General features: G+C 44.3%; 17 protein-coding genes and 1 tRNA gene. 9 read left to right on the forward strand and 9 right to left on the reverse strand.

The window, feature by feature from the left end:
- Positions 1–42: 42 nt before the first annotated feature.
- The 8 genes from hemE to PSU78_RS11620 all read right to left on the reverse strand — a co-directional run bounded on the left by hemE (position 43) and on the right by PSU78_RS11620 (position 11,521).
- Entirely contained in the window at positions 43–1,107 is a 1,065-nt protein-coding gene (hemE, locus tag PSU78_RS11585) for a uroporphyrinogen decarboxylase (protein WP_300388158.1), read from the reverse strand.
- A 114-nt stretch (positions 1,108–1,221) separates the two neighbouring features.
- A complete protein-coding gene (locus PSU78_RS11590) occupies positions 1,222–2,649 on the reverse strand; it encodes a glutamate synthase subunit beta (protein WP_300388160.1) in 1,428 nt (475 codons plus the stop codon).
- 88 nt (positions 2,650–2,737) lie between these two features.
- Positions 2,738–7,393, reverse strand: a complete 4,656-nt coding sequence (locus PSU78_RS11595; RefSeq protein ID WP_300388162.1) for a glutamate synthase-related protein — start codon at positions 7,391–7,393, stop codon at positions 2,738–2,740.
- A 234-nt stretch (positions 7,394–7,627) separates the two neighbouring features.
- On the reverse strand, positions 7,628–8,911 hold the full coding sequence (gene hemL, locus PSU78_RS11600) for a glutamate-1-semialdehyde 2,1-aminomutase (protein WP_300388164.1): 1,284 nt from the start codon (positions 8,909–8,911) through the stop codon (positions 7,628–7,630).
- A complete protein-coding gene (gene thiE, locus PSU78_RS11605) occupies positions 8,908–9,543 on the reverse strand; it encodes a thiamine phosphate synthase (RefSeq protein WP_300388166.1) in 636 nt (211 codons plus the stop codon). Before thiE ends, hemL begins: the two co-directional genes overlap by 4 nt.
- Before the next feature lie 24 nt (positions 9,544–9,567).
- Positions 9,568–10,428 carry a bifunctional hydroxymethylpyrimidine kinase/phosphomethylpyrimidine kinase gene (gene thiD / locus PSU78_RS11610; RefSeq protein ID WP_300388168.1) on the reverse strand — a complete coding sequence of 287 codons (861 nt, stop codon included), beginning with the start codon at positions 10,426–10,428 and terminating at the stop codon, positions 9,568–9,570.
- Positions 10,429–10,463: 35 nt separating this feature from the next.
- A tRNA-Gly gene (locus PSU78_RS11615) sits at positions 10,464–10,537 on the reverse strand.
- 84 nt (positions 10,538–10,621) lie between these two features.
- A complete protein-coding gene (locus PSU78_RS11620; protein ID WP_300388170.1) occupies positions 10,622–11,521 on the reverse strand; it encodes a LysR family transcriptional regulator in 900 nt (299 codons plus the stop codon).
- Between the two features lie 113 nt (positions 11,522–11,634).
- Here PSU78_RS11620 and PSU78_RS11625 point away from each other — a divergent pair, with 113 nt between their 5' ends.
- Positions 11,635–12,402 carry an SDR family oxidoreductase gene (locus PSU78_RS11625; protein WP_300388172.1) on the forward strand — a complete coding sequence of 256 codons (768 nt, stop codon included), beginning with the start codon at positions 11,635–11,637 and terminating at the stop codon, positions 12,400–12,402.
- Positions 12,403–12,683: 281 nt separating this feature from the next.
- Here the strand turns inward: PSU78_RS11625 and PSU78_RS11630 are convergent, their stop codons facing one another.
- The gene (locus PSU78_RS11630) at positions 12,684–14,882 is read right to left on the reverse strand and encodes a primosomal protein N' (RefSeq protein WP_300388174.1); all 2,199 of its coding nucleotides are present in this window, start codon (positions 14,880–14,882) and stop codon (positions 12,684–12,686) included.
- A gap of 84 nt (positions 14,883–14,966) precedes the next feature.
- Between PSU78_RS11630 and argS the strand changes: the two genes are divergently transcribed.
- The 8 genes from argS to PSU78_RS11670 all read left to right on the forward strand — a co-directional run bounded on the left by argS (position 14,967) and on the right by PSU78_RS11670 (position 22,947).
- The gene (gene argS, locus PSU78_RS11635; RefSeq protein ID WP_300388176.1) at positions 14,967–16,637 is read left to right on the forward strand and encodes an arginine--tRNA ligase; all 1,671 of its coding nucleotides are present in this window, start codon (positions 14,967–14,969) and stop codon (positions 16,635–16,637) included.
- Between the two features lie 26 nt (positions 16,638–16,663).
- Complete coding sequence (locus tag PSU78_RS11640) at positions 16,664–17,302, forward strand: SPOR domain-containing protein (RefSeq protein ID WP_300388178.1); 639 nt, start codon at positions 16,664–16,666, stop codon at positions 17,300–17,302.
- Between the two features lie 183 nt (positions 17,303–17,485).
- Positions 17,486–18,130, forward strand: a complete 645-nt coding sequence (locus tag PSU78_RS11645; protein WP_300388180.1) for a thiol:disulfide interchange protein DsbA/DsbL — start codon at positions 17,486–17,488, stop codon at positions 18,128–18,130.
- Positions 18,131–18,322: 192 nt separating this feature from the next.
- A complete protein-coding gene (locus PSU78_RS11650) occupies positions 18,323–19,114 on the forward strand; it encodes an SDR family oxidoreductase (RefSeq protein WP_300388182.1) in 792 nt (263 codons plus the stop codon).
- Positions 19,115–19,243: 129 nt separating this feature from the next.
- Complete coding sequence (locus tag PSU78_RS11655; protein WP_300388184.1) at positions 19,244–19,861, forward strand: paraquat-inducible protein A; 618 nt, start codon at positions 19,244–19,246, stop codon at positions 19,859–19,861.
- Complete coding sequence (locus tag PSU78_RS11660; protein ID WP_300388186.1) at positions 19,858–20,595, forward strand: paraquat-inducible protein A; 738 nt, start codon at positions 19,858–19,860, stop codon at positions 20,593–20,595. Before PSU78_RS11655 ends, PSU78_RS11660 begins: the two co-directional genes overlap by 4 nt.
- Before the next feature lie 21 nt (positions 20,596–20,616).
- Positions 20,617–22,245 (forward strand): MlaD family protein, encoded by a 1,629-nt coding sequence (locus PSU78_RS11665; RefSeq protein ID WP_300388188.1) that lies wholly within the window; start codon positions 20,617–20,619, stop codon positions 22,243–22,245.
- Positions 22,246–22,317: 72 nt separating this feature from the next.
- Complete coding sequence (locus PSU78_RS11670; protein ID WP_300388190.1) at positions 22,318–22,947, forward strand: membrane integrity-associated transporter subunit PqiC; 630 nt, start codon at positions 22,318–22,320, stop codon at positions 22,945–22,947.
- The last annotated feature ends 129 nt before the right edge of the window (positions 22,948–23,076 follow it).

Raw genomic sequence — 23,076 nt, forward strand, 5'->3', positions numbered from 1 at the left:
TGCATGTCCAATAAAAAAGCCCGATTCAATCGGGCTTTTTTATTACTGGTGATACTGTTTACTATGCTTTCGAACCGCCTCTAACATCGCTGCGGCATTTTCTGGAGGCGTCCATTGCGTGATGCCATGCCCTAAATTGAAAACGTGCCCATGACCTTTACCGTAGCTACGCAATACGTTTTCTACCTGCTTCTCAATCGCTTCTGGCGTTGATAGCAAAATAGCTGGGTCTAAGTTGCCTTGCAATGCGACTTTGTCACCAACACGTTTACGCGCCTGACCAATATCAATCGTCCAATCTAGGCCAAGTGCATCTGCACCAATTTCAGCTTGCGCTTCTAACCACAAGGCACCGCCTTTGGTAAATACAACGCTAGGTACTTTGCGACCATCATTATCTTTAGTTAAACCAGCCACGATTTTCTTCATATAATTAAGCGAAAACTCAATATAAGCATCGTGCGAGAGTGCGCCGCCCCACGAGTCAAATATCATCACCGCTTGAGCACCTGCGGCGATTTGCGCATTCAGGTACTGAATTACAGTTTGTGCGGTTATTTCTAAAATATGGTGCAACAAATCTGGGCGCACATAAGCCATTTTTTTAATCGTTAAAAAATCCGTACCGCCTTTACCTTCTACCATATAGGTCGCTAGCGTCCACGGGCTACCTGTGAATCCAATCAAAGGTAGACGACCATCTAACGTTTTACGAATTTGCGCTACGGCATCAAACACGTATTGCAATTTAGCCATATCTGGCACTTTTAGCTTTAGAATTTCAGCTTCTTCACGCAGTGTGCGCTCAAATTTCGGACCTTCACCTTCTTCAAAATATAAGCCTAAACCCATTGCATCTGGCACTGTGAGAATATCTGAAAACAATATAGAGGCATCTAAAAGTGGATAGCGTTCTAACGGCTGTATCGTCACTTCAGTCGCGAAGTCTGGGCTTTTGCACAACTGTAAAAAACTACCCGCAGTTTTGCGGCTTTCTCGGTACTCTGGCAAATAACGTCCCGCTTGGCGCATCATCCACACTGGCGTGTAGTCTGTTGGTTGGCGCATTAGCGCTTTCAAGAACGTATCGTTTTTTAATTCACTCATTGTATTAACCTAAATATTCAACTCATAAAAAAGGACGCAAAATAATCTACTTCGCGTCCTTTGTGCCTAATCGTCGCTCTAAGCTTGGACTAGAAATTTGATTTTCGCCGCAACTTAGCGTGGCAATGTAGAGGAACCCATTAAAAACTCATCCACAGCTTTAGCCGCTTGACGACCTTCACGAATTGCCCACACCACTAAAGATTGACCACGGCGCACATCACCCGCTGCAAACACTTTTGTTTTGCTGGTTTTATAGCTATCAGCACCTTCGGTAGTCGCCTTTGCATTACCACGAGCATCTTTTTCTACACCAAACACTTCGAGCAACTTCTGCACTGGTGATACAAAACCCATCGCTAACAATACTAAGTCAGCTTTAATGGTGAATTCTGAATCAGCGATTTCAACCATTTTGCCGTTAACCCATTCAACTTTAGCGCCTTTTAAAGCGACTACTTTGCCATTCTCGCCAATCAGCTCTTTAGTGGTGATAGACCAATCGCGGTTTGCACCTTCCTCATGCGAGCTTGATGTACGCATTTTAAGTGGCCAATTTGGCCAAACGAGCTCTTTATTTTCTTTTTCTGGTGGTTGTGGCATGAGTTCAAATTGCGTAATACTCAATGCACCGTGACGGTTTGAAGTGCCGACACAGTCTGAACCTGTGTCACCGCCACCAATTACAACCACATTCTTGTTGCTCGCCATCACTTGGTTTGCAACAGTATCGCCAGCTACAACTTGGTTCTGCGGTGTTAAAAAGTCCATGGCATACATCACACCATCTAACTCCCGACCTGTTACTGGTAAATCACGTGGATACTCGGCGCCGCCCGCTAATATCACTGCATCAAACTCAGCGAGTAAATCATCAGCTTTAACGTTTTCACCTACATTTTGATTCACGCGAAACTCAACACCTTCAGCTGCCATCTGCGCCATACGGCGATCAATATGTGATTTTTCCATTTTGAAATCTGGAATGCCATAACGTAGCAAGCCACCGATACGGCTATTTTTTTCTAACAACACAACACTGTGGCCTACACGTGCTAATTGTTGCGCAGCCGCCATACCAGCTGGACCTGAACCAACGATGGCTACTTTCTTACCAGTTTTATGCGCTGGAATTTGTGGGGTTACCCAGTCATTTTCCCAAGCTTTATCGATAATTGCATGTTCAATAGATTTAATACCAACAGCATCTGCATTGATATTGAGCGTACAAGCTGCTTCGCAAGGTGCTGGACAGATACGACCAGTGAACTCAGGAAAGTTATTGGTGGAATGCAACACATCAATCGCTGCTTTCCAATCTTGGCTGTACACCAAGTCGTTAAAATCTGGAATGATATTATTGACTGGGCAGCCGGTAGTACAAAATGGGATACCGCAATCCATACAGCGCGCACCTTGCTGTTTTGCTTCTGCATCGCTTAAATGTAATACAAACTCTTTGTAATTCTTAACACGGTCAGTCACTGGTAGATTTGCTTCAGCCAGTCTATCGTATTCCATGAAACCTGTTACTTTGCCCATACTAATAAGCCCTTACCCATATTTAATTTTTTGCAATTCGTATATCGTTGTTTTTAATAAGCAATTATTTGCCAACTTTACGTTGTGACTAAGCTGCAACCAGTGCTTTATCTTCAGCAAGTTCGATTAAAGCGCGTTTATATTCGTTTGGCATCACTTTAACAAACTTAGTTCTATAGTTTGCCCAATCAGCCAACATCGCACTCGCACGAACACTGCCAGTATATTTAACGTGATTTTCAATCAATGTTTTTAGTGTAATTTCATCTGGTTGATCTAGATGATGTACTTTACCTACGCTGGCATCTGCACTTTCAATTTTTTCAAGCGCAACCATGCTCATATTGCAGCGTTTAGCAAACAAACCATCTTCGTCATACACATACGCTACGCCACCGCTCATACCTGCCGCAAAGTTTTGGCCTGTTAAACCAAGCACCACAACAGTGCCGCCAGTCATGTATTCGCAACCGTGATTACCGACGCCTTCAACGACCGCAGATGCTCCTGAGTTACGTACGCAGAAACGCTCACCTGCAACGCCACGAAAATAGCTCTCGCCTGTAGTTGCGCCATACATCACGGTATTACCAATGATAATATTTTCATGTGCAATACCACGGAATGCAACTGGCGGTTTAATGATAATACGTCCGCCACACAAGCCTTTACCGACGTAATCGTTACCTTCGCCAGTCAGTTCAAACGTAATGCCTTTGGCTAAGAATGCCGCAAAACTTTGACCAGAAGTACCAGTAAAGTTGACGTGTATCGTGTCATCTGGCAAGCCTACATGACCATAACGCGTAGCGACTTGGTTAGACAACATAGTACCTACGGTACGATTTGTATTAGAAATTGGTATGTCTAATACTACTTTTGCACCAGTTTCTAAGGCTGTATTCGCCAAGCTGATTAATTTGTTATCTAGCGCTTTCACTAAGCCATGATCTTGTACATCATTATGTTTACGTGAAACTGTTGCTGGCATTTCTGGCAAATGGAACACTTTGGCAAAATCTAAACCTTGAATTTTCCAGTGGTCAATGCCTGCTTGCATATCTAACAAATCTGCACGACCAATTAAATCGTCAAATTTAGCAACACCGATAGAAGCCATTAACTCACGCACCTCTTCAGCCACAAAGAAGAAGTAGTTCACCACATGCTCAGGCTGGCCTGTAAAGCGTTTACGCAATTCTGGGTCTTGTGTTGCCACACCTACAGGGCACGTATTCAGATGGCACTTGCGCATCATAATACAACCTTCAACCACTAGCGGCGCTGTCGCAAAACCGAATTCATCTGCACCTAATAAAGCACCAATCACCACATCGCGACCCGTTTTAATTTGACCATCAACTTGTAGCACCACACGACCGCGCAACTGATTGAGCACTAAAGTTTGTTGTGTTTCTGCCAGACCAATCTCCCATGGACCGCCAGCGTGTTTCACTGATGAAATTGGTGATGCGCCTGTACCCCCATCGTGACCTGCAATCACGATATGGTCTGATTTAGCTTTAGCCACACCAGCCGCAACCGTACCTACACCAGTTTCAGCGACTAGTTTTACTGAAATAGACGCTTTAGGATTTGCATTTTTCAAATCATGAATTAGCTGCGCCAAATCTTCAATTGAATAAATATCATGATGTGGAGGAGGGGAAATCAAGCCAACGCCTGGCACTGAGAAACGCAATTTTGCAATGTATTCAGATACCTTGTGACCAGGTAGTTGACCACCTTCACCAGGTTTAGCACCTTGTGCCATTTTGATTTGAATTTGATCTGCAGATGCCAGATATTCAGCCGTCACACCAAAGCGACCTGAAGCCACTTGTTTGATGCGTGAGCGCATTGAATCGCCTGCTTTTAGTGGAATATCTTTCACAATGACATCGCTACCAATGACTTTCGCCATCGTCGTATCGTTGGCTACAGGAATGAAGCGTTTCGCATCTTCACCACCTTCACCAGTGTTCGACTTACCGCCGATACGGTTCATGGCAATCGCTAAAGTTGCGTGCGCTTCAGTAGAAATTGAACCCAGTGACATGGCACCAGTCGCAAAGCGTTTAACGATTTCTTTAGCTGACTCTACTTGATCAAGCGGAATAGCTGCGCCCACAGGTTTAATTTCAAACAAACCACGCAGTGTCATGTGACGACGTGTTTGGTCATTGATTAACTTAGCGTATTCTTTATATGTGTCATATTGACCAGTGCGGGTTGCATGTTGCAATTTAGCAATAGAATCTGGCGTCCACATATGCTCTTCGCCACGCACTCTAAATGCGTACTCGCCACCTGCATCTAAGCTGTTAGCCAACACTGGATCTTCACCAAATGCAGACGTGTGCAAACGTTCAGCTTCTTCAGCCACTTGGTCTAAGCCAATACCTTCAACATTGGTGGTAGTACCAGTAAAGTATTGCTGCACAAAAGCCGTATTTAAGCCAATGGCCTCAAATTTCTGTGCACCGCAGTATGATTGATAAGTAGAAATACCCATTTTTGACATGACTTTATACAAGCCCTTGCCAACCGCTTTAACGAAGTTTTTAGCAGCTGCGTATTGGTCTTTAACATCCATGTGCTTAATGGTTTCAAACGCTAACCATGGACAAACTGCCTCAGCACCGTAACCTGCGAGCAAGGCAAAATGATGCACTTCACGTGCTGAACCCGTGTCGATAACTAGGCCAGTGCTTGTACGTAGGCCTGCATCCACTAAATGCTCATGCGTTGCTGAACAAGCCAACAATGCTGGAATTGCTAAGCGATCAGCACTGACATTTCGATCTGAAAGAATTAGAATATTAAAGCCACTCTTCACTGCATTTTCAGCCGCATTAGTAATGCTAGCAACGGCTGCTGCCATACCAGCTTTACCCTGGCTTGCAGGATAAGTAATATCCAACACCAAAGATTTATATTGATTTTGAGTGAGTGTCGCAATCGCTTTTAATTGCTCTAACTCATCTAAAGTTAACACTGGTTGGCTAGCTTCCAAACGCATTGGTGGGGTAGATTCATCCACGCCCAACAAGTTTGGTTTTGGGCCAATGAATGTCACCAATGACATCACTAACTCTTCACGAATTGGGTCAATTGGCGGGTTAGTCACTTGCGCAAATAACTGTTTGAAATAGTTATAAAGCAGCTTAGGTTTAGCAGATAAGACTGGCAAAGCCGCGTCATTACCCATTGAGCCAGCGCCTTCTTCACCATTTTGCACCATCGGTTGCATCACGAACTTAATATCTTCTTGGGTATAACCAAAAGCTTGCTGTGTATCCAACAAACTAGCCGCCATTTCTAGGCCGCCATCCACTTTAGGCATATCGCTTAAGAAGTAACGTGTTTTCTCAATCCACTGCTTGTAAGGCTTTGCCGTCGCAAGCGCGTTTTTCACTTCTGCATCACCAATAATACGGCCTTGCTCAGTATCAATCAGCAGCATTTTACCTGGCTCTAAACGCCATTTTTTAACGATTTTTTCTTGAGGGAATGTCAACACACCCATTTCAGACGCCATCATCACGAGATCATCTTCAGTGACTAAATAACGTGCTGGACGTAAACCGTTACGATCTAGTGTGGCACCAATCATGCGGCCATCAGTAAAGGCCACGGCAGCAGGACCATCCCATGGCTCCATTAATGCAGCGTGATATTCGTAGAACGCGCGACGCTCTTCATCCATCATCGCATTGTTGTTCCAAGCCTCTGGAATCAACATCATCATCGCATGTGGCAATGAATATCCGCCAGCTACTAACAACTCTAAACAGTTATCAAAACAGGCTGAGTCTGATTGGCCATCTATAATGAGCGGCCATAGTTTTTCTAAATCTTCACCAATCAGGCTAGACTTCATCGTCTCGTGACGCGCAGCCATCCAGTTAACGTTACCTTTAACCGTATTAATTTCACCGTTATGCGCAATCATGCGGAACGGATGCGCTAAGTCCCAGGCTGGGAATGTATTGGTAGAAAAACGTTGATGTACTAGCGCCAATGCTGAAACTAACGTTTCATCTTTTAAATCTGTGTAATAAACGCCCACTTCATTAGCAAGCAACATACCCTTGTAAACTATGGTGCGTGAAGATAGCGATGGAATATAGAACGTGGCTTTGTCTTGTAAATTCAATGCGCGAACCGCATGTTCTATGCGTTTGCGAATGACAAATAATTTGCGCTCGAAAACGTTTTGATCGGCAACACCTGCACCAATCATCATTTGACGCATAGTTGGCTCAACATCACGTGCCGCATCGGCAATATTGCTGTTATCCACAGGTACATCACGCCAGCCAAGCAGGGTTTGATTTTCTTCAGCAACAATTTTGCTGATTAAGGCTTCGCAAGTTTCACGATTTTTTGCACTCTGCGGCAAAAATACATTACCAACTGCGTATTGACCGACTTCTGGCAGATTGATATTAAGCTTTGCAGCTTCTTTACGCATAAATGCGTCTGGCATTTGCATTAGCAAGCCAGCACCATCACCCAATTTAGGGTCATAACCTGTAGCACCACGATGGGTCAGGTTAGTTAATAATTCCAACCCCTTTTGCACAATTTCATGGCTCTTTTTGCCCTTGATATGCGCCACAAAACCTACGCCACAAGCATCACGCTCATTTGATGGGCTATATAAGCCCTGTTTGGCAGGCTGATTTGAATTCAAATTGTTTGAATTTAGGTTGTTCGAGTTACTTAAAACTGTTGCCATATTATTTAATCACAAAACATTTAGCGGAACCTTCAAGTTTACCGTTAAATGCCTATGTGTTCAATAAGATAGGGGCATAAATTAGGCTGAATTTCGTTTTTTTTAATTTTTAAGTGCTTCATTAAGAATAAAAGCAAGCCCAAACTTAAAACTCGCCTTATCTCATTATTCCACTGATACTGAAATAGCGAGATAAGGCGAGTTGAAGAATACAATTGAAAGCAATAAGCCTTTTTACTTGATTTGTGAGAACGCCTTTTTAGCTGCAGCAATAGTGTTAGCAATATCCTCATCCGTATGCGCGGCGGAAACGAAGCCTGCCTCAAATGCTGATGGTCCTAAATAAATACCGCTATCTAACATGCTGTGGAAGAATTGGTTGAAGTGCTCTTTGTTAGACTGCATCATCTCATGGTAAGAAGTTGGGCATTTTTCGCAGAAGTATAGGCCAAACATACCACCCACGCTTTGGGCATTAAATAGCACGCCAGCTTCTTTTGCTGCGGCTTTTAAGCCATCGACTAATTTTTGCGTTTGCGCTGTTAGTTTGGCGTGGAAATTTGGTGCTTGAATCAACTCAAGAGTTTTTAAACCAGCAGTTACCGCGACAGGGTTGCCAGACAAAGTGCCCGCCTGATATACCTTACCCACAGGGGCGAGGCATTGCATAATATCTTTACGACCACCAAAAGCACCCACTGGCAAGCCACCGCCAATGACTTTACCGAGCGTAGTCATATCGGGCTTAATATTATAAAGCGCTTGAGCACCGCCCAAAGCCACACGAAAGCCCGTCATTACTTCATCAAAAATCAATACAGCGCCGTGTTTAGTGCAAAGTTCACGCAAAATTTGTAAAAACTCCATATGCGGAACGATTAAGTTCATATTACCGACAACAGGCTCAATAATCACACAAGCAATTTCATCACCCGTTTTCTCAAACAGATCTTTTAATTGCTGTGTATTGTTATATTCCAAAGTAAGCGTGTGTGCCGCGACACTGGCTGGCACACCTCCTGAATCTGGCTCGCCAAAAGTCAGCAAACCTGAACCCGCCTTTACCAACAAGCCGTCTGAATGGCCGTGGTAACAACCTTCAAACTTCACGATTTTATCGCGACCTGTAAAACCACGCGCGGTACGAATCGCACTCATGGTGGCCTCAGTACCACTGCTGTTTAAGCGGACTTGCTCCATGCTTGGCACCAGCTTATTAATCAGCTGCGCCATTTCTAGCTCCAAACCTGTAGGCGCGCCAAATGACAAGCTATTCGCCGCAGCTTCTTGCACAGCATTAATCACAGCAGGGTGAGCGTGACCAACAATCATCGGCCCCCAAGAGTTGATGTAATCGATATATTCCTTACCGTCAACATCCCAAAGCTTAGAACCTAAGCCTTTTTTGAAAAATATCGGCGTACCGCCCACGCTACGAAACGCGCGCACTGGCGAGTTAACACCACCAGGAATAAGTGCTAGAGATTTGTCAAAAAGGGTTTGATTGGTAGAGGTCATGTCGTTGCCTTAAGGTTTGATTCTTTGAATAAATGTGCAAATTGTTGAGCGGCTAATTTTACGTCATCTGCATGGAAAATTGCATTAATCACGGCCATTGAATCGGCACCCGCTTGAATCACTGATGGAGCATTTGTTAACGTAATACCACCAATCGCCACTGCTGGGATATGTAACTGCGCTTTTGCTTGTTTAAATAACTCTAAACTTGCTACAGGCGCATGTGGCTTGGTGCTTGATGCAAAGCAAGCACCAAACGCCACGTAAGTTGCCCCAGCTTGTTGCGCGCTAAGCGCTAAATCAAAATGGTTGTAACAGGATGCACCTAGTATTTTATTGGCGCCCAATCTTGCGCTAACTTCATTGATATTGCCGTCATCTGCACCAATATGCACGCCATCTGCACCTAAAGTTAGACAAAGTTCAACGGAATCATTAATAATGAATGGCACTTGATATTGCTTGCATAAGGGCAAAATAGCACCGGCTTGCTGAATTTGTAGTTGATAGCTTGCTTGTTTATTACGATATTGCAGCACGCTTATGCCGCCTTGAAGTGCCGCTTCTACCTTGGCTAACAGTAAATCCGTGTCAACTTCGTCAGGCGTGATGGCGTACAAACCGCGTATCATGAAATGGATTGCGCTAACGTTAGACTAGTGCGTTTTAACGCTGCCATCACCGCTATTCACAACGGCATCTTCTTCGTCACGCGCCCAGAACATACGATCTGGAATAAACTGCCCCATGCCAGGTCTGAATCCATTTTTAAGCGTTTGCCAAGTGTATTCCTGCGCCTCCATCACCGCTTCTTCCATGCTCAAACCATGCGCCATACAGGCAGCAATGGCGCTTGTAAGCGTGCAGCCTGAACCGTGATAACTCCCTGCTAATCGCTCCCATTTGTACGCTTTTATGAGTTTATTTTCACCATACAAGGTGTTGGTGACTTCTAAACTGCGCTCGTGCGTGCCAGTAATGAGCACGTATTCACTGCCCATTTCCAGCAAGCGCGCCGCTGCTTCATCTAACGAGGTTAACGACACTTCATCATCTGCATCGGCAAACGCGAGTCGACGCGCTTCCAAGCTATTAGGTGTAATTAAAGTGGCTTGTGGGAACAACAACTCAATCATCGCGTCCATCATGTCGTCATTGGTTAAATCATCGCCACGACCAGAGGTTAAGATTGGATCTATCAGCAATGGAATATCAGGGTAATCCGCCATGATTTCAGCAATTACTGCAATATTCTCAACTGAACCTAAAAGACCGAGTTTGAATGCAGAAACCTGAACATCCTCTAAAATTGCACGCGCTTGATCATTTACCCAATCAGCATCCATCGCCAGCACGCCATCAACGCCACGTGTATCTTGCACGGTAATAGCCGTCACCACAGATAGCGGATGGCAACCTATGCTGGCAAAAGTGAGAATGTCAGCCTGCAAACCCGCGCCACCGCTAGGGTCTGTGCCCGCAAAGGTTAATACTGTAGGTGGTGCTTGATTGGCCATAATGTTTCTGCGCTAAATGATTACAACAATTTTAATGGAGCGGGTGACGGGAATCGAACCCGCATATCGAGCTTGGGAAGCTAGCGTTCTACCACTGAACTACACCCGCTTAAGCTAGTATTTTACTGCATTTTATTAACGGCTTTAACAATTTGATTGTACTTTTGATTGTCATCAAAGCATAGTCAACACACTATTGCGTATGTTGCCGTACTAAATCGCTTAACCAATCCATAAAAATCCGAACCCGTTTAGAAAGATTTCGCCTATGCGGATACACTAAAGATAAGGGCATCGCTGGTGCACCAAAGTCCTTTAGTATCTCCACTAACTTGCCTTCAGCGATAAGCTTGGCGCCACCGATTAACGGCGCTTGAATAATTCCCAAACCTGCCAAACAAGCGGCTTGATAGCCATCTGCATTATTGACACTCAGCCGACTGGGCATTGGTATACGCTGACATGCTTCGCCATCCCAGTACTCAAACATATCAAACTTAGTGGCGGCATTGACACAATAATGAATCAGCCAGTGTTTGCTTAAATCCTCTAAGCGCAACGGCACACCATGCTGCGCGAGATAGGCTGGGCTGGCATAATTGGTTTGCTTTAACACGCCGAGATGCCGCACAATTAAGCCCGAATCTTGCAGTTTTCCTGTGCGTATCACGCAATCAAATCCTTCAGCAATTAAATCTACTTGACGGTCAGTACTGCACAAATCCACCTGTAAATTTGGGTAGCGGTCTAGAAATTCTGGCAAATGTGGAATCACAATATTGTGTGCCATGGGGTATGACATATCAACACGAATCAGGCCGCGAATACTGGCATCTTCGGTTTGAAACAAGCTATCTAGCTCATCCATTTCAGCCAGCACATCTTTACCGCGTTCATAAAAAATCTGACCATCTGGCGTCAATTGCACTTTACGCGTAGTACGATGCAGCAATTGGGTGCCAAGCCTGTTTTCTAATTGCTGCACAGCTAGAGATACGCTCGCCTTTGGCAAGCCAAGTGCGTCTGCCGCTTTGGTAAAGCTACCCAGCTCCGCCACGCGCACAAAGCGTTTTATTGCATCTGTATTTTCCATAGCACAGTCAATTGTCAATAATAAGTGAACAGTATAATCATTTATTAAGCATTTATCACCCCATTGAATACCAATACGATAGCAACTTGCTCAATAACTCATGGAGAAATAAAATGGTTCAGAAAACTCAAAAAATAGGCGTGATTACAGGTGGCAGTCGCGGACTTGGTAAGAACACAGCGCTAGCAATGGCAGCACAAGGCGTAGATGTGATTTTAACTTACCACAGTCAAAAAGATTCAGCTGAAGCCGTGGTAGCAGAAATCGATGCAATGGGACGTAAAGCCGTAGCACTAAAATTAGACGTGACTAACGCCTCTCACTTTGCCGGCTTTGCAGAACAAGTTTCACAAGCCCTAACGGTTAATTGGCAGCAGAACAGCTTTGATTTTTTAGTGAATAATGCGGGTGGCGGCGCTTATGCCTCTTTTGCAGAAACGACCGAAGCAATGTTTGACCAGATGGTCAATCTGAATCTCAAATCGGTATTCTTTCTCACTCAAAAATTATTACCGCTCATCAATAATGGTGGTCGTATCGTGAATATTTCCAGCGGTCTGGCGCGCTTTGCTATACCAGGTTACATCGCCTATTCTGCAATGAAAGGCGGTGTAGAGGTACTCACTCGCTTTATGGCAAAAGAGTTGGGCGCACGCAACATCACCGTCAATACGGTAGCGCCAGGTGCAATTGAAACAGATTTTGGTGATGGCCTTGTGCGTGATAATAAAGACGTTAACGCTTACATCGCCTCACAGACCGCATTAGGCCGTGTGGGCGTTGCAGATGATATTGGCCCGATGATTGCATCATTGCTATCAGAAAATAATCGTTGGGTTAACGCGCAACGTATTGAAGTTTCTGGTGGGATGTTAATTTAGTCATGTAGATTTAATCCAGCCTATTGAAATAAGTTGGGATTACTAAATACGCGTTAAGTGAGCTTTGTCGCAATCGATTTGACGAGTACTTTAAGTAAAACTTCAAAAACTCGTCATTCCCGCGCAGGCGGGAATCTAGGCAGCTTTCAATATCACTTCTTTTTTACAACAATTACTATCATTGACATTTGACTGGATTCCCGCCTACGCGGGAATGACGGTAATTTAGGATTCACTCAACTCTTTAAATTCGTACAAAGCTCTTGTTAAAAACAAGAACTTCAAAACTCTAATGGATCAACATCAATCGCCCATCTCGCTTTGTTGGCGATAGCTTGACCTCTCAACTGACTCGCCAAGTTTCTAAGTAGCTTTTGCAGAGCACTTCTATTACTCGTTTGCATCAATACGTGGCCGCGCTCCATGCCTTTCAAACGTTCCATTTGCGGACGGATTGGATCGTAAACGGTGACTTCTGTGCTTAAACCTCTTGCTAATTTGAAGGCATGGTTTAAAAATTGCTGTACTAGTTGAAAGTCGTTGGCTTCTGCACGCAATAGCGCCATAAACACATACGGCGGAAACTGCACTTGTTCACGCTCTTGCAGCATGGCGTTGGCGTAGCTCACGTAATCTTGGCTGCGCAGAGCGTTGAATAGTACGTGCTCTGGAAACTGCGTTTGAATAATGACTTGCCCAGCTTTATCTGCCCGACCTGCGCGCCCAGCCACTTGCATCAGTTGCGCGAACAAGCGTTCACTCGCCCGAAAGTCCGGGCTATGTAATGCGCTATCAGTATCAATCACGCCAACTAAGGTCAAATTAGGAAAGTCATGCCCTTTAGCGAGCATTTGTGTGCCCACCAAAATATCAATTTCTTGATTATGTACTTGATCTAAAATCTCAACCAAAGCATTTTTTCGGCTGATGCTATCGCGGTCTACTCGAGCGATTCGCGCAGTAGGTAGCAATTGCGCCAAGGTTTGCTCTAACCTTTGTGTACCATGCCCCGTTGGGTGTAAGTCTGCATTGCCGCAACTTGGACATTGCAATGGGATTTTTTGTTCATGCCCGCAATGATGGCAACGTAGTTTTCGTTGTCCTAAATGTACCACCAAGCGGCTACTGCAGCGTGTGCAGGGCGCAATCCAATGACAAGCGGAACACAACAACACAGGCGAATAACCGCGACGATTAATAAACAATAAACTTTGCTCTTTACGTGCCAACCTGAGTTTTAAAGCAGCAATCAATTGCGGCGTTAAACCCTGTTGCAAATTCACTTTAGTCGTATCGATACACTCAATATTAGGCAATTGCGCCGCCGTTACCGCGCGCTGATTTAAACTAAGTAAATTATATTTATTTGCAGTGGCATTATGCCAGCTCTCTAGCGCTGGTGTAGCTGAACCCAGTACCACGGGAATATTCAAACGTTTGGCACGTACCAAGGCAATATCACGCGCATGGTAGCGCATACTGTCTTGCTGTTTGTAGGAACCATCGTGCTCTTCATCAATAATAATGAGCTTTAAGTTTGGCAAAGGCGTGAAAATTGAAAGCCGTGTTCCGATGATGATTTTAGCCGTGCCAGATTGCGCCAATTGCCAATGATGTAAGCGTTCACTCTCGCTTAAATTACTGTGCAAACTCACTAATGGGATATTGATGAAACGGCTTCTGAAGCGAGACTCTAGCTGCGGCGTTAAATTGATTTCTGGTACTAACACTAGCACTTGAGCATCTTTAGCAGCTAAAAAATGCTGCATCAAACGAATATACACTTCAGTTTTGCCGCTACCCGTAATGCCATGTAATAACCAAGCTTTAAATTCGTTTGAACCTTGCACAATTTGCTCAACTGCATGCGCCTGCTCATTATTCAAGTCTGGTTCAGAGGCTGATTGTTGTTCTAAAACACGCAGCACTGCCTGTACTTGCTGACTACTTGCCCATCCATCTACAACCAACTGTTTCGCAGCTTTGCGTGCGCCGCTGGAAATGGCATCTAACTCAGACTCGGTCAGCAGTTCAGATGCTTGCAATGCCTCAAAAACGCGACGCGTGACCAATTGGCGTTTAGGGATTTGCTCTATCGTCTGCACGCGCCCTAACTCGGTTAATTGATAAGCGAATTGCTTACGCGAAACGGCTGGCGCAATTTGCCGCAAACGTGAGGGTAGGGCAGCCAACAAAGCTTGTCCAAACGGATACTGATAATAATCCGCGCTAAACTTAATCAAATTTAACGTTTCAGTATTAATTGGCAACTCGTCGGCAAACACCTGCGTCACTGGCTTGAGCTTTTCTATCGGAAATTCGCTAGTTTCAGCAAAGCCCATCACAATGCCAATTTGGCTTCTACGTCCAAATGGCACAAGTACGCGCTGACCAATTTGTGCAACATGACCACCGCTCAAATAATCAAATAAGCGGTCTAAGGGCACATCTAAGGCAATTTTTAGGATGGATTTGGGCAAAGTTATATTTAGAAAATCAACTGATTAAAGTAAAAATGGCGACAGTAGGTTAAAATAGCGGTTTTAGCATGTAATGCAACTATTGTGAAAACACATCTTACCCAATTACTGACTGCAGCCGCAAAAACTATTGCGCCTGAATTTGAAGCGACTATTTTACTTGAACGCCCAAAATCTGCCGAACATGGTGATTTTGCAACCAATTTAGCTTTGGTTTTAGCTAAACCGCTCAAACAAAATCCACGCACCATTGCCGCGCAAATTCTCGAAGCATTGCCAGCCAGTGACTATATCGCGAAAACCGAAATCGCGGGCGCAGGATTTATTAACTTCTTTTTAAATGCACAATCGCAGCAAGCGGTTGTGAACGATATTTTAAAAAGCGGCGCGAACTTTGGTCGCAATAATGTTGGTCAAGATGAAAATGGTAAGCCTCAAAAAGTTCAAGTTGAATTTGTTTCAGCCAACCCAACAGGCCCATTGCATGTTGGTCATGGACGTGGTGCGGCAGTCGGCGATTGCCTGGCGCGCCTGTTAGATGCGAATGGCTGGGATGTCACACGTGAGTTTTATTACAACGATGCTGGCGCGCAGATCGATAATCTGACGATTTCAGTATTAGCGCGCTGTAAAGGCACTTCAACGGACGATGCCAGCTTTCCTGAGAACGGTTACCGTGGCGACTATATTATGGACATCGCCAACGCTTTCTTGAATAAAGAAACCGTGACTGCCGATGATATGCAAGTTACCGCCAATGGTGATACTAGCGACGAGGACGCCGTGCGCACCTTTGCTGTAGCGTATTTGCGCCATGAGCAAGATTTAGATTTAAAAGCCTTTCAAATTAAGTTTGACGTATTTTCATTAGAAAGTGCGCTCTACTCAGAAGGCAAAGTTGAAGAAACCGTGCAAGCGCTGATTAAAAGCGGTCACACCTATGAGTTAGACAATGCTTTATGGCTAAAAACCACAGATTTTGGCGATGATAAAGACCGTGTGATGCGCAAATCTGAAGGCGGCTACACTTACTTTGTACCAGATGTGGCTTACCATGCAGAGAAATGGAACCGCGGCTTTGTACGGGTGATTAACGAGCAGGGCGCTGACCACCACAGCACTATTACGCGCGTTCGTGCTGGCTTACAGGCTTTAGATGCTGGTATTCCAAGCGGTTGGCCAGATTATGTATTGCACCAAATGGTCACAGTGATGCGCGGTGGCGAAGAAGTCAAACTATCAAAACGCGCGGGTAGCTACGTAACGCTGCGTGATTTAATTGAAGAAGTCGGCTGTGACGCAACGCGTTACTTCTTGGCGGCGCGGCGTTCAGACTCACAATTGGTGTTTGATATTGATTTAGCAAGAGCACAAACCAATGACAACCCAGTGTTTTATATTCAATATGCGCATGCCCGTATTTGCAGCGTATTAGCCCAATGGGGCGGGGTGGCAACGCAGCTAAATGGTGTAGATTTAAGCCCGCTCAACAATCCGCATGAAACCGCGCTGTTGCAACACTTAAGCTCTTACCCTGAAACAGTTGCAAATGCCGCGACTGAGCTAGCACCACACGTAATCGCTAATTACTTAAAAGATTTAGCGAGTGATTTGCATAGTTATTACAATGAATATAAGTTTTTAATTGAAGATGAAACCGTTAAACTAGCACGCTTAAGTTTGATTAGCGCTACGCAACAAGTCTTAAAAAATGGCTTAGATTTACTTGGCGTAAGTGCGCCCGAAAAAATGTAGTACCAATGTTAGGACTTTAGAAAATTATGAGTAGAGATTACAAACCAAGCCCTGAAAGAACCAAAAGCAGCAACAAAGGCAGTCCATTTTTAACAGGTCTATTGGTCGGCATTTTATTAGGCGTTGCGGCATCACTGAGCGTGGTGATGTTTATTAAAGGCGGCGATAGCCCATTTGGCGTGCAAACCGACAAAGAACCTAAAACGCCACTGGCAGATAAAATTGTTGCGGACACTAAAGCTGAAGCTGCAAAAGCCGCAGCTGAGAAAGACAAACAAGCGGCTGCAGACAATAGCGCTGAAAACGTAGATGACAAAACACGTTTTGACTTTTACACGATTTTGCCGGGTAGTGAGAGTAAAGTAAGCAAAGAAGAAGAAGATAAAATCAAAGCAAACGACCAGCAACCAGTCGTGCAAAAAAGTTACTTTTTACAAGTAGGTGCTTTTCAAACAGATGAAGAAGCTGATAACTTGAAAGCTAAACTAGCATTGCAAGGTTTTGAGGCTGTAGTACAAACAGCGACAATTCCTGACAAAGGCATTTGGCACAGAGTGCGCGTTGGACCGTTAAGTGACTTAGACCAAATCAACAAAACTAAAAAAGACTTAATTAGCAATGGCTTTAACGCTGACTTAATTAAAGTCAATAATGAAAACCAGTAAGGTAGACAAATCACTATAGAGAGTAACTACAATTTTTGTAGATTGAATTGTCAGCCAAATTAAAAGTCACACGTTCGTATGTAAGTAATGATTAGTGAATATCAATCATTAATGTAGATAGTTAAATTTTAGACCCCGTTTTTTAAAGACGTTAATTAAACAAAGTTAAAAGGAAAGTTAAAGATGAAAAAATTGTTGGCCGCATTAATGCTGTTAGCCTCATTCAATGTGTTGGCAGCAGACCCACAATTGGGTCAAGAGTTTGATAAAACAGCAGAAGTCATCAATACAGACAACCCAGCTAAAATTGAGGTGACTGAGATATTTTGGTATGGCTGTATTCATTGCTATCACATGGATCCTATCCTCAACGCATGGGTAAAAAAATTACCAGCAGATGTAGCATTCAAACGCGTACCAGGCTTGCCTAATCCATCTTGGGCGCCTATGGCAAAAGCTTTCTATGCTATGGAAGACTTAAAATTATCAGACAAATTACATACCGCTTTGTTTGATGCTGTGCATAAAGAAAAAGTGCTAGATCCGACCAATGAAGTGGCTATTATTGATTGGATGACTAAAAAAAGCGGCTTAGATAAAGCTAAAGTAGAAGCAGCATTTAAATCATTCTCTATGAATAATAAATTGAACCAAGCGGCAAACTTCTTCCGTGCTTCTGGCGCAACTGGCGTGCCTAGTTTTATTATCAATGGTCAATTCATTACTTCTAGCACAATGGCTGGTGGTAACGAGCAAGCACTTAAAACGGTTGATTATATTGTAGGAAACGTTCGCGCAAGCAAAGGTAAAGCTCCAGCAAAAAAGTAGTTGAAGAATCAAACTGGTTAACGTCTCTGTTCCATAGAGTGTTTAATCGGTGATTTTTACAAGACTTTAGCGCCAACCAATTAACCCGTTTCTGCCTCTTGGTATAAACGGGTTTTTTACGTCTATAATATTTATAGTCATTCGCCCACCTTTGCACAAAGGTTAAATTGATTTCATCAGCAAGGCACACACATGAAAGTTTTTATTACTGGCGCTTCTAGCGGCATAGGCGAGGCGCTTGCTACAGAATATGCTAAACGCTATGAAAATACAGACAGCACAATAGGACTAGTTGCCAGGCGTAGTGAGCACTTACAAAAGTTACAATTTAAGCTACAAGAATCCTACAAAGTTAAATGTGCCATTTACCCGCTTGATGTGCGCAATCATCAAGCGCTTGCCTCAGCCGCCACAGATTTTATGCAGCAACATGGCACACCAGACATAGTGATTGCCTGCGCTGGCGTGAGCCGTGGAACGCTCACCGAACATGTTGAAGACATCGCCGCCTTTCAAGCGATTATGGATATTAACGTCATGGGTTTGGTGCATACCTTTCAACCTTTTATTGAGTCTATGCGCAAGGCTGGGCAAGGTCAATTAGTCGGCGTTGCCAGTGTTGCTGGAATTCGTGGCTTGCCAGGCGCAGGTGCTTATAGCGCAAGTAAAGCGGCCGCCATCAGTTATTTAGAAAGCTTGCGCGTAGAAATGGCGCCAGACAATATTGCCGTCACCACTATTGCGCCAGGTTATATTCGCACGCCAATGACAAACGTGAATCAATACAAAATGCCATTTTTAATGGATGCTGATGTATTCGCAGATAAGTTTGCCAATGCTGTTGAAAACAAACGCCGCTTCTGTGTGATTCCATGGCAAATGGGTTGGGTAGCTAGATTAATGCGCTTAATACCGCCATTTATCTGGGATTTTGCTGTGAAGAAAGCGCCTCATAAGAAACGCCTAGACTGGGATTGGCTATAAATAATCCCACAATAATGAATAGAATTTAACCAACTGTATTACTCTGCTTTAGCTTAGTTAATCCCTGTATCACCTTTTCTAAGTTATAGTTTAATTACAGACATCACTAAACATCGCTAAGCATAAACTATGCATGAAATCCAAGATATGATTGCCTGTGAGCAGTGTGACGCCGTATTTCACAAACTGTCGCTGGCTAATGGCGAAATTGCGCGTTGCACGCGTTGTGGCGCTGAAATTGACCGTAATGCGCAAGAACGGCGTAATCACTTGCTGCCGTTGACCATCGCCAGCCTGATCATTTTTGTCATTGCTAATACCTTCCCAATTGTCCAAATAGAGTTGCAGGGCTTAGTCAGCAAAACGACATTAATGGGTGCCGTATTGTCCCTAAGCACCGAGGGAGCCTCGCTGGTAGCGCTGCTGGTATTAGCAACCACTATATTATTCCCATTCATGCAGATGCTGATCTTGTTTTACTTACTCATTCCATCAACCAGTTCAAATGGCCGTCCTGGATTTAGCTTATTGATACGTGTGATGCAAGTGCTCCGCCCTTGGGGCATGATAGAGGTATTCATGCTGGGCGTGCTGGTCGCGCTCATCAAACTATCAAACATGGCGACGATTATCCCTGGTATTGCTCTGTGGGCATTTTGCATGCTGACTGTCATGCTCACCGTCGTGGTATCGTTTAACCCACGCTACCTATGGCAGATAGAAATCTCTGAACAGAAGGCACGATGACAAATAAGGTGCGGGTTAACATTGCAATGCAAGCTAATGCTGAATCAAACGCTGAGTTTATAAGCACTAAATTCAAAACTGTCAGCAGTTTGGCCATGCTGGCCTGTCACCAATGCGGCAAACTCTGGAAAGATGCACAGGAAGGTGAATGTTGCCAACACTGCAACGCCACATTACACAGGCGTAAGCCAGATAGTCTTAACCGTACTTGGGCACTCCTCATTACCGCATGTATTATGTATATTCCAGCCAATATATTGCCTGTGATGATCACCAGCACCTTCTTTGACACGCATCAGGATACCATTTTGAGTGGCATCATTTTCTTCTGGGTATCTGGAGATTGGGAGCTAGCAGCCATCGTTTTCATCGCCAGCTTTCTTGTACCCTTACTTAAATTAGCCTCACTATTGATATTAGTAATTAGCTCACAGCGGCAAAGTGTGTGGCGGCAACTCGAGCGTGCTAAGTTATATCGTCTATTAGAAATCATCGGCCGCTGGTCAATGCTGGATGTGTTTGTCGTTTCTCTTTTAGTGGGTTTAGTGCAGATTCAGGGATTTGCCCAAATCACTGCTGGCGTCGGTATAGTCGCTTTTGGCGCAGTCGTGGTATTAACCATGTTAGCCTCTCTTAGCTTTGATCCGCGATTAATATGGGACACTTCAAACTCCCTAACTTCAAGTCCGTCAGCTATAGTTACTGATGCCTCATACAAAAGTAATGCCAATTAAAGACATGATGAAAGAAATGTGATGAGCGAAGAGATTACTCAAGAAAATGTAGCTGGCCTGCCGACTCCAAAACGTGAGCAACAACGTAAGTGGTTGCCGTCGCTGGTATGGCTAATTCCTATTATCGCTGCAATTATTGGTATCGTCTTAGTGGCTAAAATACTCATAGACCGCGGTCCCGTCATCACCATTACATTCCGCACTGGTGAAGGCCTAGAAGCAGGTAAAACCCGAGTAAAATATAAAGAGGTGGATATTGGTGAAGTGCAGACTATCAGCTTGAGTAAAGACCGCTCTCAAGTACAAGTCAAAGTGCAATTAGCTAAAAATGCAGAAAGCTTTACCACGATGGACACACACTATTGGGTGGTTCGTCCACGTTTAGGTGCATCTGGTATCTCAGGACTCGGCACATTGCTGTCTGGCGCCTATATTGCCGCGGATGGCGGCGTATCAGAAGAAACAACCAAAGAGTTCACTGGGCTAGAAGTACAACCAACCGTGACGCGCGATGACTCAGGTAAGCAGTTTATGTTGCATGCAGATGACTTAGGATCAGTCGATGTTGGCTCACCCATTTTCTACCGTCGCGTCAAAGTCGGCAGGGTTTCTGCTTATGATTTAGATGAGGACGGCAAAGGCGTTAGCTTGCGTATCTTCATCGATAAGCCTTATGACAAGTTTGTTGGTGTGAATACGCGTTTTTGGCACGCTAGCGGAGTCGATATTCAAGTGAACGCCAGCGGCTTTAAGGTCAATACGCAATCATTGGCTAGTGTGGTGCTGGGTGGACTGGCATTCCAATCAGCAGATGGTAATCCTGGTGCGCTCTCGAAAGAAAACACCACATTTCTACTAGCGCAGGATCAAGCCGATGCGCTCAAAGCGCCAGACGGCGATCCTGAAACAGTCATCCTACATTTTAATCAGTCGGTACGTGGTTTAACACCCGGCGCAACGGTCGATTTTCGCGGTGTGGAGCTAGGTCAAGTTAAGTCGGTGGGTATTGAATATGACGCTAAACTTGAACAATTCAATATGCCCGTGGTGATAGAGATTTACCCTGCTAGGCTTGGTAGTAAATACGTTAAAGATCAAGCTCAGTCGCCTTACACTCAGCAGCAACGTATACAATTTATGATTAGTCGCGGCCTACGTGCACAACTGCGCACAGGTAATTTGCTGACGGGTCAGCTTTATGTTGCACTGGATTTCTTCCCCAAAGCAACACCTGTAGTGCAAGCATCTAGTACACCCATCGAATTACCAACTATCCCTAATGGTCTAGATGAGTTACAAACACAAATTGCGACAATTACTAGCAAGCTCAGTAAGGTGCCGTTCGACCAAATTGGTGTAGATTTGCAAAAGTCATTAGTCACGTTAAACCATACTTTAAACAGTGCAGAGAAATTGACACAAACATTGAATCAAGACGTAGCGCCCGAAGTAACCGCCGCGATGAAAGATGTGCGCAAAACACTTGATAGTGCGCAGCATACACTGTCAGAAGACGCGCCATTACAGCAAGATTTAAGACAAACGCTACAAGATTTATCACGTGCTGCAAGCTCGTTAAAAGTATTAACCGATTATCTTGAACAACATCCTGAATCGCTGATTCGTGGCAAAGCCATTGATAACCCTTAACTTCATAGCCGCATAGAAAGCGCTCACAACCTTGTAACATGAATAAGTAATATGAAAAATTGGAGTCATCGTATGAGTTTCACCAAATCTACCGCATTGATACTGACGCTGGTTGCCGCGCTCGCGGCATGCGCACAAGCCGCAACAACGCGTTTTTATACCTTAAATAACCCAACGCAACACCAGCCTGCAGCTATATCAAAAACAATGCCGATTGCCATTGAGATATTGCCCGTGCGCGTTCCAGAACGTTTGAAACGCCCGCAGCTTGTACTTACCTCAAAAGAGACTTCTCAACTGAAAATTCTTGAGCAGGATCGCTGGTCATCTTCATTTGATGACGAACTTCATGATGCATTTGTTGCTGGCATCACCAATCAACTTGGCGCTATCGAGATTTCACATAGCCGAAGATTAGCCAATCAACCAACTTACCGCATCGCTATTGCATTGCAGCAATTCAATGCGACCCTAGGTGAACAAGTACAAACTAATTTTGCGTGGACGATTACCCGCTTAAATACTGACTCCAGTACAGCCGATAATAGCGCGTTATCGTGCCAAACCATTTTCAGCAAAGCGGTTAGTAACGATATAGATGCCATAATAAAAGGTGTGGGTGAAGCTGTTGCGGAAGCAACTCAGGCAATCTCTACGAATGTGAGCAGCCTTAATAATGGTGAACTAGGTAAATGTCTTTGAGCACAAACACCATTTTTATGGGATTTTGCCATGAAAAAAGCGCCTCATAAGAAGCGCTTAGATTGGGATTGGCTTTAAATAATAGTTAGGCTTGTAAGTTGCAAAGTTAAGTGTTCTTAATTATTACAG

It is taken from the genome of Methylotenera sp., from assembly GCF_029945705.1.
Taxonomy (GTDB): Bacteria; Pseudomonadota; Gammaproteobacteria; order Burkholderiales; family Methylophilaceae; genus Methylotenera.

Bases quoted from the DNA above. Each gene is read 5' to 3' on its own strand.
- hemE (WP_300388158.1), bottom strand. From the start codon at position 1,107: ATGAGTGAATTAAAAAACGATACGTTCTTGAAAGCGCTAATGCGCCAA.
- PSU78_RS11590 (WP_300388160.1), bottom strand. From the start codon at position 2,649: ATGGGCAAAGTAACAGGTTTCATGGAATACGATAGACTGGCTGAAGCA.
- PSU78_RS11595 (WP_300388162.1), bottom strand. From the start codon at position 7,393: ATGGCAACAGTTTTAAGTAACTCGAACAACCTAAATTCAAACAATTTG.
- hemL (WP_300388164.1), bottom strand. From the start codon at position 8,911: ATGACCTCTACCAATCAAACCCTTTTTGACAAATCTCTAGCACTTATT.
- thiE (WP_300388166.1), bottom strand. From the start codon at position 9,543: ATGATACGCGGTTTGTACGCCATCACGCCTGACGAAGTTGACACGGAT.
- thiD (WP_300388168.1), bottom strand. From the start codon at position 10,428: ATGGCCAATCAAGCACCACCTACAGTATTAACCTTTGCGGGCACAGAC.
- PSU78_RS11620 (WP_300388170.1), bottom strand. From the start codon at position 11,521: ATGGAAAATACAGATGCAATAAAACGCTTTGTGCGCGTGGCGGAGCTG.
- PSU78_RS11625 (WP_300388172.1), top strand. From the start codon at position 11,635: ATGGTTCAGAAAACTCAAAAAATAGGCGTGATTACAGGTGGCAGTCGC.
- PSU78_RS11640 (WP_300388178.1), top strand. From the start codon at position 16,664: ATGAGTAGAGATTACAAACCAAGCCCTGAAAGAACCAAAAGCAGCAAC.
- PSU78_RS11645 (WP_300388180.1), top strand. From the start codon at position 17,486: ATGAAAAAATTGTTGGCCGCATTAATGCTGTTAGCCTCATTCAATGTG.
- PSU78_RS11650 (WP_300388182.1), top strand. From the start codon at position 18,323: ATGAAAGTTTTTATTACTGGCGCTTCTAGCGGCATAGGCGAGGCGCTT.
- PSU78_RS11655 (WP_300388184.1), top strand. From the start codon at position 19,244: ATGCATGAAATCCAAGATATGATTGCCTGTGAGCAGTGTGACGCCGTA.
- PSU78_RS11660 (WP_300388186.1), top strand. From the start codon at position 19,858: ATGACAAATAAGGTGCGGGTTAACATTGCAATGCAAGCTAATGCTGAA.
- PSU78_RS11665 (WP_300388188.1), top strand. From the start codon at position 20,617: ATGAGCGAAGAGATTACTCAAGAAAATGTAGCTGGCCTGCCGACTCCA.
- PSU78_RS11670 (WP_300388190.1), top strand. From the start codon at position 22,318: ATGAGTTTCACCAAATCTACCGCATTGATACTGACGCTGGTTGCCGCG.